This window comes from Pseudomonas sp. Y39-6 (assembly GCF_023651955.1).
Lineage (GTDB): Bacteria > Pseudomonadota > Gammaproteobacteria > Pseudomonadales > Pseudomonadaceae > Aquipseudomonas > Aquipseudomonas veronii.
The window spans coordinates 4,770,558-4,783,795 of record NZ_CP069594.1 but is presented as its reverse complement, the minus strand read 5'-3'; the positions used below and the strand labels follow the sequence as shown (position 1 = coordinate 4,783,795).

Genomic DNA, 13,238 nt, shown 5'->3' with positions numbered 1-13,238 from the left:
AGAGGAGGCGCCATGCCAACTATTACTCTTCCCGATGGCAGTCAACGTTCATTCGATCATTCGGTTTCCGTAGCCGAGGTCGCCGCATCCATTGGTGCCGGCCTGGCCAAGGCCACCGTGGCCGGCAAGGTCGACGGCAAGCTGGTTGACGCCAGCGACCTGATCACCGCCGATGCCAGCCTGCAAATCATCACGCCCAAGGATCAAGAGGGGCTGGAGATCATTCGCCACTCTTGCGCACACCTGATTGGCCACGCGGTCAAGCAGCTGTACCCGACGGCGAAAATGGTGATCGGCCCGGTCATCGACGATGGCTTCTATTACGACATCGCCTACGAGCGTCCTTTTACTCCGGACGATCTGGCCGCGATCGAACAGCGCATGCACGCGCTGATCGAAAAAGATTACGACGTGATCAAGAAAGTCACGCCGCGCGCCGAAGTGATCGACGTGTTCACTGCCCGTGGCGAAGACTACAAGCTGCGCCTGGTGGAAGACATGCCGGACGAACAGGCCATGGGCCTGTACTACCACGAAGAATACGTCGACATGTGCCGTGGCCCGCACGTGCCGAACACGCGTTTCCTCAAATCGTTCAAGTTGACCAAGCTGTCCGGCGCCTACTGGCGCGGCGACGCGAAGAACGAGCAACTGCAGCGGATCTACGGCACGGCCTGGGCTGACAAGAAGCAGCTGGCCGCCTACGTCCAGCGCATCGAAGAAGCCGAGAAACGCGACCACCGCAAGATCGGCAAGCGCCTGAACCTGTTCCACCTCCAGGAAGAAGCGCCGGGCATGGTGTTCTGGCACCCGAACGGCTGGACCCTGTATCAGGTGCTCGAGCAGTACATGCGCAAGGTTCAGCGCGAAAACGGCTACCTGGAGATCAAGACTCCCCAGGTCGTTGACCGCAGCCTGTGGGAAAAATCCGGGCACTGGGCCAACTACGCCGACAACATGTTCACTACCCAGTCGGAAAACCGCGACTACGCCATCAAGCCGATGAACTGCCCTTGCCACGTGCAGGTGTTCAACCAAGGCCTGAAGAGCTACCGCGAGTTGCCGATGCGCCTGGCCGAGTTCGGTGCCTGCCACCGTAACGAGCCGTCGGGTGCGCTGCACGGCATCATGCGCGTGCGCGGCTTCACTCAGGACGACGCCCACATCTTCTGCACCGAAGAGCAGATGCAGGCCGAATCCGCTGCGTTCATCAAGCTGACCATGGACGTTTATCGCGATTTCGGCTTTACCGAAGTCGAAATGAAGCTGTCCACTCGTCCGGAAAAACGCGTCGGTTCCGATGAATTGTGGGATCGCGCCGAAGCCGCACTGGCCGCTGCGCTAGACAGCGCGGGCCTTGCGTATGATCTGCAGCCGGGTGAGGGCGCCTTCTACGGTCCGAAAATCGAGTTTTCGCTGAAAGATTGTCTTGGTCGTGTCTGGCAATGTGGTACTTTGCAGCTCGATTTTAACCTGCCGATCCGTCTGGGAGCCGAATACGTCTCCGAAGACAACAGCCGTAAACACCCGGTTATGCTGCACCGGGCGATCCTCGGCTCGTTCGAACGGTTCGTCGGTATCCTGATCGAGCACTACGAGGGCGCATTCCCCGCGTGGTTGGCTCCGACCCAGGCAGTGATCATGAATATCACTGATAAACAGGCCGATTTTGCTGCTGAAGTTGAAAAAACTCTCAACGAAAGCGGATTTCGTGCCAAGTCCGACTTGAGAAATGAAAAGATCGGCTTTAAAATCCGCGAGCATACTTTGCTCAAGGTTCCCTATCTTTTGGTTATCGGAGATCGGGAAGTCGAGATGCAGACTGTCGCTGTGCGTACTCGTGAAGGTGCTGACCTGGGCTCGATGCCCGTCGCCCAGTTCGCTGAGTTCCTCGCGCAAGCGGTTTCCCGGCGTGGTCGCCCAGATTCGGAGTAATTATTATTAAGCGTGAAATGAGACAAGATAAACGAGCTGCACCGAAAGCCCCGATCAACGAGAATATCTCGGCACGCGAGGTTCGGTTAATTGGCGCTGACGGCGAGCAGATTGGCATCGTCTCGATTGATGAAGCGCTTCGTATCGCTGAAGAGTCCAAACTGGACCTGGTGGAAATTTCCGCCGACGCAGTCCCACCTGTTTGCCGGGTGATGGACTACGGCAAGTCGATCTTCGAAAAGAAGAAGCAGATTGCTGCGGCGAAGAAGAACCAGAAGCAGATTCAAGTAAAAGAAATCAAGTTTCGTCCAGGGACGGAGGAAGGGGATTACCAGGTAAAACTGCGCAACCTGGTACGTTTCCTGAGTGATGGGGACAGGGCCAAGGTATCCTTGCGATTCCGCGGCCGTGAGATGGCCCACCAGGAGCTGGGGATGGAACTCCTCAAGCGGGTTGAAGCTGACCTGCTCGAGTACGGTTCGGTCGAACAGCATCCTAAGATGGAAGGACGCCAACTGATCATGGTCATCGCCCCGAAAAAGAAGAAGTAATCAATAGGGCACGGCAGGCCTTCTGATTATGTTTATCAACTGAATGCGGAGTATCCGAACATGCCAAAGATGAAGACTAAAAGTGGTGCTGCTAAGCGGTTTCTGAAAACTGCTAACGGTATCAAGCACAAGCACGCTTTCAAGAGCCACATCCTGACCAAAATGTCGACCAAGCGTAAGCGTCAACTGCGCGGTAGCAGCTTGCTGCATCCGTCTGACGTGGCAAAAGTCGAGCGCATGCTGCGCCTTCGTTAATTTTTGGATCAAGAATAGAGGAAGTAACTCATGGCTCGTGTAAAGCGTGGCGTCATTGCCCGTAAACGTCACAAAAAAATTCTGAAACTTGCTAAAGGCTACTACGGCGCGCGTTCACGCGTATTCCGTGTCGCCAAGCAAGCGGTAATCAAGGCAGGCCAATACGCCTACCGTGACCGTCGTCAGAAAAAACGTCAGTTCCGCGCTCTGTGGATCGCTCGTATCAACGCTGGTGCTCGTGTTAACGGTCTGTCCTACAGCCGTTTCATCGCTGGCCTGAAAAAAGCGTCCATCGAGATCGACCGTAAGGTTCTGGCTGATCTGGCAGTGAACGAAAAAGCGGCGTTTGCTGCGATTGTCGAGAAAGCTAAAGCCACCTTGGCTTAAGTACCCCCGACAGTCACCCTGGGCTACTCCTGTGGCCCAAGGTGTTAAACGTCATAAATAGGGGAAGAGCCTTCAAGCTCTTCCCCTATTTTGTATCTGGAGTCTGTACATGGAAAACCTGGACGCGCTCGTCGCTCAAGCTCTTGAGGCTGTGCAAAGCGCTGAAGATATCAATGCCCTGGAGCAAATCCGGGTTCACTACCTTGGCAAAAAGGGTGAATTGACTCAGGTGATGAAGACCCTGGGGAATTTGCCGGCTGAAGAGCGTCCGCAAGTCGGTGCGCTGATCAACGTCGCCAAGGAGCGTGTCACAGAGGTTCTCAATGCGCGCAAGGCGTCGCTCGAGGAGGCCGAACTTTCGGCCAAGCTCGCCGCCGAGTCCATTGACGTAACCTTGCCTGGCCGTGGCCAGGCCTCGGGCGGTCTGCATCCGATCACCCGGACTCTGGAACGTATCGAGCAGTTCTTCACCCATATCGGCTACGGCATCGCCGAAGGCCCTGAGGTCGAAGACGACTATCACAACTTCGAGGCGCTCAACATCCCAGGCCATCACCCGGCCCGGTCGATGCACGACACCTTCTATTTCAACGCGAACATGTTGTTGCGCACCCATACCTCGCCGGTACAGGTCCGCACCATGGAAGCGAACAAGCCGCCGATCCGCATCGTCTGCCCAGGCCGTGTGTACCGCAGCGACTCCGATATTACCCACTCGCCGATGTTCCACCAGGTCGAAGGCCTGCTGGTCGATCGCGATATCAATTTCGCCGACCTCAAAGGCACCATCGAAGAGTTCCTGCGGGTGTTCTTCGAGAAAGAGCTGGCGGTGCGTTTCCGTCCATCGTTCTTCCCGTTCACCGAGCCTTCCGCCGAAGTCGACATGGAATGCGTGATGTGCAGCGGTAAAGGCTGCCGCGTCTGCAAGCAGACCGGCTGGCTGGAAGTGATGGGCTGCGGCATGGTTCACCCCAACGTGCTGCGCATGTCCGGGATCGACCCGGAAGAGTTCTCGGGCTTTGCCTTCGGCATGGGCGTTGAGCGTCTGGCCATGCTGCGTTACGGCGTGAACGACTTGCGTCTGTTCTTCGACAACGACTTGCGGTTCCTCGCGCAATTTCGCTAGTCGTAACGAATCTTTAGGAGAGCAGGATGAAATTCAGTGAACAATGGCTGCGTGGCTGGGTAAGCCCGCAGGTAAGCCGCGACGAGCTGGTTGCTCGTCTGTCGATGGCCGGTCTTGAGGTCGATAGCGTTACTCCGGCCGCCGGCGTATTCAGCGGTGTGGTCGTGGGTGAGGTGCTGAGCACCGAGCAGCACCCCGATGCCGACAAATTGCGTGTGTGTCAGGTCAGCAATGGCGCGCAGACGTTCCAGGTCGTGTGCGGAGCGCCTAACGTGCGCCCGGGCCTGAAGATCCCGTTCGCCATGATCGGCGCCGAACTGCCGGGCGACTTCAAGATCAAGAAAGCCAAGCTGCGTGGCGTTGAGTCCAACGGCATGCTGTGCTCCCAGGCGGAACTGCAGGTGGGCGAGGGCAATGATGGCCTGATGGAACTGCCGGCCGACGCGCCCGTGGGCCAGGACATTCGTGTCTACCTGGAACTGGAAGACGCCAGCATCGAGGTCGACCTGACCCCGAACCGCGGCGACTGCCTGTCCCTGGCGGGTCTGGCACGTGAAGTAGGCGCGCTGTACGACGCGCCCGTCACCCGGCCGGTGGTTGCCGCAGTTGCTGCGGTGCATGATGAAGTGCGCTCGATCGAAGTACTGGCACCCAACGCGTGCCCGCGTTACCTGGGGCGTGTGATCCGCAACGTCGACCTGTCCAAGCCAACGCCGCTGTGGATGGTTGAGCGCCTGCGTCGCGCCGACGTGCGCAGCATCGACGCCGCCGTCGATATCACCAACTATGTGATGATTGAACTCGGCCAGCCGTTGCACGCGTTCGATCTCGCCGAAATCAATGGTGGCATCCGTGTGCGGATGGCGGAAGAAGGCGAGAAGCTGGTTCTGCTCGACGGCCAGGAAGTCAGCCTGCGTGCCGACACCCTGGTGATCGCCGACCATTCCCGCGCCCTGGCGATTGCCGGTGTGATGGGTGGCGAACACAGCGGTGTGTCCGCAACCACGCGTGACATCTTTCTTGAGAGCGCATTCTTCGACCAGATCGCCATCGCCGGCAAGGCTCGTTCCTACGGCCTGCACACCGATGCGTCGCACCGCTACGAGCGTGGCGTGGACTGGAAACTGGCGCGTGAAGCCATGGAGCGCGCCACTGGCCTGCTGCTGGAAATCACCGGTGGCGAAGCGGGCCCGATCACTGAAACCGTCAGCGAACAATACCTGCCGTCGATTGCACCGATCACCCTGCGCGCCAAAAGCGTTGAGCAAATGCTCGGCCTGGTGATCGAGCCAGCGGAAATCGAGCGTCTGCTTTCGGCCCTCGGCCTGGGCATTGCCGCCGGTGAAGCCGGACAGTGGCGCGTTGAGGTGCCAAGCCATCGCTTCGATATCAGCCTCGAAGTCGACCTGATCGAAGAACTGGCCCGTCTCTACGGCTACAACCGTCTGCCGGTTCGCTACCCGCAAGCGCGCCTGGCGCCGCAACCCAAGGCCGAAGCGCGCGCGCACCTGCCTGAGCTGCGCCGTCTGCTGGTTGCCCGTGGCTATCAGGAAGCGGTGACCTACAGCTTCATCGATCCTAAGCAGTTCGAACTGTTCAACCCAGGCGTCGAGCCGCTGTTGTTGGCCAACCCGATCTCCAACGACATGGCCGCCATGCGTTCGTCGTTGTGGCCAGGCCTGGTGAAGGCACTTTCCCACAACCTGAACCGCCAGCAAGACCGCGTGCGTATGTTCGAAAGCGGCCTGCGTTTCGTCGGCCAGCTGGATGGCTTGAAGCAAGAGCCGATGCTTGCCGGTGTTGTTTGCGGTAGCCGCTTGCCGGAAGGCTGGGCCCAAGGCCGTGATGCAGTGGACTTCTTCGACGTTAAAGCGGACGTGGAAGCCGTATTGGGGTTTGCCGGAGCACTGAACGATTTCTCGTTCGTGCCAGGCAGCCACCCAGCGTTGCACCCGGGCCAGACGGCGCGCATCGAGCGCGAAGGTCGACTGGTGGGCTTCGTCGGTGCCCTTCACCCGGAACTGTCGAAAACCCTCGGTCTCGACCGTCCGGTCTTCGTTTTCGAACTGGTCCTGGCCGAAGTCGCTTTGGGCAAGATGCCGAAATTCAGCGAGCTGTCGCGCTTCCCGGAAGTGCGTCGCGACCTGGCGCTGATCGCCGATCGTGAAGTGTCCGCCACGGCCGTTCTGGATGTCATCCGTGAAAATGCAGGCGAATGGCTGACGGACCTCAGGCTATTTGACGTCTATCAGGGTAAAGGCATTGATCCGCATAGAAAAAGCCTTGCAGTTGGCTTGACCTGGCAGCATCCATCGCGCACTCTTAATGACGATGAGGTGAATACCACGACACAAAATATCCTCACCTCGCTCGAACAAAGGTTGAACGCCACGTTAAGGAAGTGACGTATGGGGGCTTTGACGAAAGCTGAGATGGCGGAACGTCTGTACGAAGAGTTAGGTCTGAACAAACGCGAGGCCAAGGAATTGGTCGAGTTGTTCTTTGAAGAAATCAGACACGCTCTGGAAGACAACGAACAGGTCAAATTGTCCGGTTTCGGCAATTTTGACCTGCGAGACAAACGCCAGCGGCCTGGCCGCAATCCAAAAACGGGAGAAGAAATCCCGATCACGGCTCGCCGTGTGGTCACCTTTCGTCCAGGGCAGAAGTTGAAGGCCCGAGTTGAGGCTTATGCTGGAACCAAGTCATAACGACGAGCTACCCGTCATCCCAGGCAAACGCTACTTCACCATCGGTGAAGTCAGCGAGCTCTGTGCGGTAAAACCGCATGTGCTGCGCTATTGGGAGCAGGAGTTTCCTCAACTCAACCCCGTCAAACGCACCGGGAACCGTCGGTATTATCAGCGCCAGGATGTGCTGATGATCCGACAGATCCGTGCATTGCTGTACGACCAGGGGTTCACCATCAGCGGCGCGCGCCAGCGCATGTCCGGTGATGAAGCCAAAGACGACACCACCCAATACAAGCAACTGATCCGCCAAATGATCTCCGAACTCGAAGATGTGCTGGTGGTTCTGAAAAAATGATTCAGGCTTTTAAAATACTTCCACATTTCAAAAGCTTGCGGTATATTCCTGATCGCTTCATTGCGAAGCGAACCCAGTAACACGCCTAGTCGGGGCGTAGCGCAGTCCGGTAGCGCACTAGCATGGGGTGCTAGGGGTCGAGTGTTCGAATCACTCCGTCCCGACCATATTTTTCAATGACTTAGCCCAATCTTTTCAGGTTGGGCTTTTTCAGGCCTACAAAATTACTCCCACATTTACTCCCACGGATATCTTGGATCTTGGTAGCGCTGCGATCTGAGATGGCGTATTTGTATTCGAGTCTCGTCCGCTGCGCCATATTTGCTTCCATTAAGGCCCACTGAACGCCTGGAAGCCACGGAAATAGCGGCCTTGAGCCGCTTTTTTCGTTTTCTGAATTCCACTGGAATCCATCTCCAGCCACGGTTTTTAAGTACACATTTAAGTACACCGCTGGCACAGCCTTTTACGATTCCTTGCGCATCAATTTTCGTATTGGTTCGTCTACCGCTGGGTTGTATTCACCTCCTTCATGCAAAAGGAGGTGTCTGATGGCTCTGACAGATACAGCGATCAAGCAAGCCAAACCCGCCAGCAAACCTTATACGTTAACTGATGGGGATGGCTTATCTCTGCAAGTTCCTACGACGGGTTCGAAGCGCTGGCATTGGTATTCGTCTATTGCTGCTGACGGGCGTGCGTACAGGAGAGCTACGGGCGGCGACGCCAGACCAATTCGACTTCGACAAGGGGATCTGGCTGGTGCCGCCGGAGGGTGTGAAGCAGCTCCGAAGTCGTGTGCGAACACAGGGAAATGAGATTCCACCTTATGTGATTCCGCTGTCTACTCAAGCAATTGCAATTGTGCAGCGGCTGATGCAGTTAAGGGCGCGTGGTGCACGGTATCTGCTGGTTCACCGATACGAACCGCAGGAAATGATCAGTGAAAATACCCTTAACACCGCGATTAGCCGGATGGGTTACAAAGGGAGGCTCACCGGTCATGGCATCAGGGCCACCATCTCAACGGCGCTCAACGAGGTTGGCTTTGTAGAAGAGTGGATTGAGGCGCAGCTTTCACATGCTGATGCCAACCAAATTCGGGCTGCATACAATCATGCAGAATACGTCGAGCCGAGACGTAGGATGATGCAATACTGGGCGGACTTATTAGATGCACTAGAGGTCGGCGTTCCGCTCCCTGCGCCTGAAGCTTACGTGTCGCAAATCGGGCGACCTTCAACGGATTTTCTGAGCCTGAAGCGGGTACCTGCTGATTAGCAGTCCGAAGTCAGGCTATGCGATCAAGGTCGGACAGGATAGATTTGAGGAGACCAAGGAGTGACGCACTGCGGCATGACTCCTTCGATCACTGATCAGGGAAGAAGGGCTTTGAGAAAGCCAAAGTGAGGAACAACGGTGAGTGCTACTAATTCGATCAACTGGATCGACGAAATCGCGGCTGAATCAGGTAGGCGAGATATTTCTCCGTGGGGGGGGTGCTTGACGCCTGAGACAATCACTCGACTACTAGCCTCTATGAACGCCGCCAGCCTCCTAGTGATGTGCGGCGCTAGGCTTTCCATGGATCCTCCTAATAGTCTGCCGTCAGCTAGAGAGGTGGCAAAGCGCTGCTTCTATAAGTACCGTCTTGATTTGGATGCAAATTGCGACCTCACAGACGCGAAGATCCCTCCTGCTCCGGTCGGCGTTCCACGTGTTGTTGCCACTGCATGAAGGGCGAGAGTGTGTTAATCAAGTCTTCTGTGCTGCCCGAACGTAGAGCAAACGGCCCTTGGAGCGATCTAGCGCTTCACACCATCGGCTGGCGCGCATTTCAGGATCTATGCTCCCAGGTATGCGAGGTCGTGCTTGGCCGGCCCGTGGAAATCTTCCGCGAAGCTCAAGACGGCGGTCAGGACGCGGTCTTCCTCATTTCTGCAGAAAACGACGCCCTGCTGATCGGAACCGTGCAATGCAAGCATACGTCCGATGCCGCAAAGGCGTTGAAGCTCAGTGATCTCACCGCCGAGATTGCTCATGTCGAGGAACTGGTCAAAGCCGGTCAAGCAGAGACCTACGCCTTCATGACGAACATGAGCGTAGACGCGCCCGTCGCAGCCGCAATGCGTGCCAAACTCCGCGCGCTTGGCGTGCGTAAGCCGCACATTCTCGGTCGCCAGTATATCGTCCGTGTTATCAGGAGCAGCGCGCGCCTCCGGGCCCTCGTTCCGCAGGTCTACGGCCTAGGCGACCTCACATCGATCGTAGATGAGCGGCTCAGCGAGCAGAGCCGGGCGTTGCTTGACAGCTGGATTCCAAAGCTTCGCACCTATGTGCCTACGCAGGCTCATCGCGATGCGGTCAGCGCGATCTCTGAGCACGGCGTAGTGTTGCTACTCGGTAATCCCTCCAGCGGTAAATCGGCGATTGGCGCCATCGTGTCGACCATAGCGTCGGAGAATCCAGACAACACGGTACTTGCTCTGACCAGCCCGCGCGACTTTGAGGCCGGTTGGAATCCTAATGATCCGGGGCGCTTCTTCTGGATCGACGATGCCTTTGGCTCCAATGTGCTACGCGACGATTATGTGCAGGACTGGACGTCTGCCTTCTCCAAGCTGCGGGCCGCGATCAAGCATGGCAATCGATTTCTTTTAACTTCCCGAAAACATATCTATGAAGCGGCGCGGCGCCGGCTCGGGCAGCGCAACCTTGCCCAATTTGCAGACGGCAGCGCCGTGGTGGATGTCGGCGAGTTGACGTTCGAAGAGAAGACGCAGATTCTCTATAATCATGTGAATTTCGGTGAGCAGAGCCAGAGCTGGCGATCGAGCATCAAACCGCATCTAGCCGCTGTCGCTGCGGTTCGCGATTTTCTCCCAGGGATCGCCGAACGTCTCGGCGACCCAAACTTCACCAAGGGCCTAGCGCCCCGCGAAAGCTCACTCGTACGCTTTATGGAGGAGCCGACAGAGCATCTGATTGATACCGTCAACGCCTTAGATGATCAGCTGCAGGCCGCGCTCATCCTCGTGTATGTCCATCAGGCCGGATTCGATCCTAGCGATCATGACGCTTCGGCCGCACAGGCGGTCGCTGAGCTGACTGGGTACACTCTCACTAAGATTCAGGATTGTTTTGCTGAGCTGAAGGGCTCGTTCCTGAAGCTTTCCGGATCAAAATGGACCTTCGCCCATCCGACGATCTCCGATGCCCTTACGGAGATTCTGCGCCAGAAGCCCCATATGATGGCGGCGCTCATACGAGGCGCGACTATCGACACCATTCTCAGCAGCTTCACGTGCGAGGGCTCGCCGCTCATTCGAGATGCGCTTGTCATCCAGACAACGCTCGACGACGCTCTGGTCGCACGACTTGGCCGCACGCCCGACGAATTGCACCGCAATTGGATGCTGTTTCACTTCCTCTCCTATCGTTCGAGCGAGGCCGTGTTCGTCAAAGCCGTCGAGCAATTTCCCAATCTACTTCGACGGTCCTGCTGGCAATCTGATCTAGCTAGCAACGATCCCCGAATCGCCACCTATGCACGTGCTCATCACCTCAGCGTCTTGCCTAACGATCTGCGCTCTGAGGTAGCCGACAGGCTGGAATCTGCCGTGCTCAACGGTCTCGACGTCTCCTTCTTCGACGAGCCACAGATGCTAGCGGTCATACCGCCGCTAAGGCTTATCGGTGTGGGCTTGGCGCTGCGGACAACTGTGCTGCCGTCGCTCGAAGAGAGGATCGATGAGATCGCCGCCGCCGCTGACTTGGACGAAGAGCCTGACAGCCACTTTAAAAAGCTTCTCAGCGTGCTTGATCGCATTGAGACGATTGGTGCCGACGCGGACGCCACGGCTTTGATCGACGACGCGCGAGATCACGTGAAACGCTCAGTCGAGGCGCTTGAAGAGCGCAAGCGCCAGCATGATGAAAGCTCCGAAGACGAAGCGGATTGGACGCACATCGTGACGCAAAAGAAGGAGGACGCTCCGCCTTCCACCCCCGTCGTGACAAAGCGCTCGGTGTTCGACGATGTCGACAAATAATCGTAGACGCTTACCAAGCTCGTAGATGTATCTCGCGAAGCGCCTGTTCCAGGTCGTCCTCACCTTGCAATGTGATCTGCATGTTTCCTCCATGAATGGTTTCAGTGTCGCGGCTCTGGCGTCGCGAGGGTGATGGGTTGTGGAATAGGGATAGTCGGCCAATTGCCATTAGTGGTAGCTTTCACACTAACACGCGCGTCTGCTATCCCTGAGTGAGCTCAGCATGCCGACGTGACTGGCTCGATTCAAGCGATACAGGGACGTCATGGTGCTTATCAAGATCCCATCGAACAAGGGCGGGCCTGCGGCAAGGCAAGGTTTCAAGTATCAGGATCACGTTGCAGTTTCCTTCATATTGAAGATGCTCCGCGATAGCAGTTACCAGCAGGTCGAGTGTGAGACTGCTGACGACATCGTGCTGGTCTCTCGCCAGTCTGGTGAGACGGTTAACGAATATATTCAGGTCAAAACTACCGAGGGCGACAGCAAGTGGAACCAGAGTGAAGCAACCGCTCTGGACAACGGCCGGGCTGACACTTCGCTACTGCAGAAGTCACTTCTGTGTGACTGTCGTCCTGGAAAAGCTCTGTTCCGAATGGTCACCAAGCGCGATACCGCCAAAGCTTTGAGTTGCTTCAAGCTGGAGCTTGAAAAGCGAACTCTGCCTGACCTTGCGACCAGCCGTGGAGCAGCTCTTGCTAAGAAGTTCAAGAAAACACGTTCACCCAGGGGGCGCGACTTTTGCTATTGGGCAGATAATTTTGTGTGGCAGATCTGTGGCGATGTGGATGCGCTGGAGTCGGTGAATTTGCGCAAGCTGGCAGAAATCATCGATCTTCAAGGCTCGTGGCCCACGCACAAACAACAGCAGGCAATCTACGCGGAATTTCTGGGCTGGGCCGATGATGCGGCAACTGCGAACGTTATCTCCGAATCTACACAAAAGCTCATTACGCGCGCCGCTGCCATGGATCGCCTCGATGCACTCCTGACGGCGGCTGACAGCAAAAACATCACCTACTCGAAGCCTTATAAATCCAAGCCTCCACCTTTTCTGGTCGAGTTCCATGCCGCAACCGAGGAGGGATTACTACGCAGCCTGACCGGGTACGACGTCCAGTATGACTTTGGCGAATGGAGGCATAAGGAGCTCGCTGAGCACCTGGTTCAGTGGCTCCCCGAGTTCTGTCTGCAAGCCAGCGAGATCGTGAATTTTCAGGTTCACCATGCGCAGACGATTCTGGCGAAGGCGATTGCTACGTTCACTCAGAATGGCATGGAGCGCGATAAGTTAATTGCAGAATTGATCCTGCATGTGATCCTGAGGAATAAGGAAAATAGCGAGCCGATCGCCTGCAAAGTGTTTTTTGCCTCAAAGACAGGCTTATCCGAGTTTGGGAACGCCCATGTTATTCAGCGCTCAGGCGAGGGCGATCAACTCTGGCTGGGTTTGTCGAGGATGATTACAGTGGGAACCATGGCCCAGACTATGGCGCAGGTTTGCAGCACGCTGGATTCCACAATTAACAAAGCCGCACTGACCAACGAGCGCGAGATCATCATCTCACTGCGCGAACCGAATCACCTTCGCTCCAATTCGGATGATTTCAATAGAGCATTGGAACGAAACGCGCCTACCGAAGAGATGCTGAAGGTGCTGTGCTTTCCTGTATTACTGGCTTACGACAGTGATGCCTTATCCTCTGGATACCTATCTAACTATATTGATCGGCTGAAGCACGAGATCAATGACCACTACAGTTCATTGAAAGCCCAACTGCCGAAGAAAATGGATCAGATCCGAATTGCAGTATTTCTTGTTCCTATCGAAAGCATCCAGAACTTGATCAAAGAGTTCAACTCACGTTGCAGGATTTAGGCTGA

Annotated in this window: 10 protein-coding genes, 1 tRNA gene and 2 pseudogenes; all 13 read left to right on the top strand. The window is 56.4% G+C overall.

Going from position 1 to position 13,238, the window contains the following annotated elements; translation table 11 throughout:
• The first annotated feature begins 12 nt into the window (after nucleotides 1-12).
• Nucleotides 13-1,935: a threonine--tRNA ligase gene (gene thrS / locus JN756_RS21655; RefSeq protein WP_017847667.1), complete on the top strand. Its 1,923-nt coding sequence runs from the start codon at nucleotides 13-15 to the stop codon at nucleotides 1,933-1,935.
• Entirely contained in the window at nucleotides 1,935-2,486 is a 552-nt protein-coding gene (gene infC, locus JN756_RS21650) for a translation initiation factor IF-3 (protein ID WP_169850653.1), read from the top strand. Before thrS ends, infC begins: the two co-directional genes overlap by 1 nt.
• Before the next feature lie 60 nt (nucleotides 2,487-2,546).
• Entirely contained in the window at nucleotides 2,547-2,741 is a 195-nt protein-coding gene (rpmI, locus tag JN756_RS21645; RefSeq protein ID WP_002553160.1) for a 50S ribosomal protein L35, read from the top strand.
• 30 nt (nucleotides 2,742-2,771) lie between these two features.
• Nucleotides 2,772-3,128 (top strand): 50S ribosomal protein L20, encoded by a 357-nt coding sequence (gene rplT, locus JN756_RS21640; RefSeq protein ID WP_002553161.1) that lies wholly within the window; start codon nucleotides 2,772-2,774, stop codon nucleotides 3,126-3,128.
• A gap of 109 nt (nucleotides 3,129-3,237) precedes the next feature.
• Nucleotides 3,238-4,254 (top strand): phenylalanine--tRNA ligase subunit alpha, encoded by a 1,017-nt coding sequence (gene pheS, locus JN756_RS21635; RefSeq protein ID WP_017847666.1) that lies wholly within the window; start codon nucleotides 3,238-3,240, stop codon nucleotides 4,252-4,254.
• Nucleotides 4,255-4,280: 26 nt separating this feature from the next.
• On the top strand, nucleotides 4,281-6,659 hold the full coding sequence (gene pheT / locus JN756_RS21630) for a phenylalanine--tRNA ligase subunit beta (protein WP_017847665.1): 2,379 nt from the start codon (nucleotides 4,281-4,283) through the stop codon (nucleotides 6,657-6,659).
• Between the two features lie 3 nt (nucleotides 6,660-6,662).
• Nucleotides 6,663-6,965: an integration host factor subunit alpha gene (gene ihfA, locus JN756_RS21625; protein ID WP_002553164.1), complete on the top strand. Its 303-nt coding sequence runs from the start codon at nucleotides 6,663-6,665 to the stop codon at nucleotides 6,963-6,965.
• Entirely contained in the window at nucleotides 6,946-7,302 is a 357-nt protein-coding gene (locus tag JN756_RS21620; protein WP_003174972.1) for a MerR family transcriptional regulator, read from the top strand. Before ihfA ends, JN756_RS21620 begins: the two co-directional genes overlap by 20 nt.
• A gap of 90 nt (nucleotides 7,303-7,392) precedes the next feature.
• Nucleotides 7,393-7,469: transfer RNA gene (locus JN756_RS21615), tRNA-Pro, on the top strand.
• Between the two features lie 384 nt (nucleotides 7,470-7,853).
• A pseudogene (locus tag JN756_RS32230) lies at nucleotides 7,854-7,949 on the top strand (Arm DNA-binding domain-containing protein); the annotation flags it as partial.
• A 19-nt stretch (nucleotides 7,950-7,968) separates the two neighbouring features.
• Nucleotides 7,969-8,583: pseudogene (locus tag JN756_RS21610) on the top strand (tyrosine-type recombinase/integrase); the annotation flags it as partial.
• Nucleotides 8,584-9,185: 602 nt separating this feature from the next.
• Complete coding sequence (locus tag JN756_RS21605; RefSeq protein ID WP_201021340.1) at nucleotides 9,186-11,354, top strand: nSTAND3 domain-containing NTPase; 2,169 nt, start codon at nucleotides 9,186-9,188, stop codon at nucleotides 11,352-11,354.
• A 265-nt stretch (nucleotides 11,355-11,619) separates the two neighbouring features.
• Nucleotides 11,620-13,233 carry a HamA C-terminal domain-containing protein gene (locus JN756_RS21600; protein WP_195788050.1) on the top strand — a complete coding sequence of 538 codons (1,614 nt, stop codon included), beginning with the start codon at nucleotides 11,620-11,622 and terminating at the stop codon, nucleotides 13,231-13,233.
• The last annotated feature ends 5 nt before the right edge of the window (nucleotides 13,234-13,238 follow it).

Coding starts and splice junctions, on each gene's coding strand:
- JN756_RS21600 (WP_195788050.1), top strand. CDS start 11,620: ATGGTGCTTATCAAGATCCCATCGAACAAGGGCGGGCCTGCGGCAAGG.
- thrS (WP_017847667.1), top strand. CDS start 13: ATGCCAACTATTACTCTTCCCGATGGCAGTCAACGTTCATTCGATCAT.
- pheT (WP_017847665.1), top strand. CDS start 4,281: ATGAAATTCAGTGAACAATGGCTGCGTGGCTGGGTAAGCCCGCAGGTA.
- rplT (WP_002553161.1), top strand. CDS start 2,772: ATGGCTCGTGTAAAGCGTGGCGTCATTGCCCGTAAACGTCACAAAAAA.
- pheS (WP_017847666.1), top strand. CDS start 3,238: ATGGAAAACCTGGACGCGCTCGTCGCTCAAGCTCTTGAGGCTGTGCAA.
- ihfA (WP_002553164.1), top strand. CDS start 6,663: ATGGGGGCTTTGACGAAAGCTGAGATGGCGGAACGTCTGTACGAAGAG.
- rpmI (WP_002553160.1), top strand. CDS start 2,547: ATGCCAAAGATGAAGACTAAAAGTGGTGCTGCTAAGCGGTTTCTGAAA.
- JN756_RS21620 (WP_003174972.1), top strand. CDS start 6,946: ATGCTGGAACCAAGTCATAACGACGAGCTACCCGTCATCCCAGGCAAA.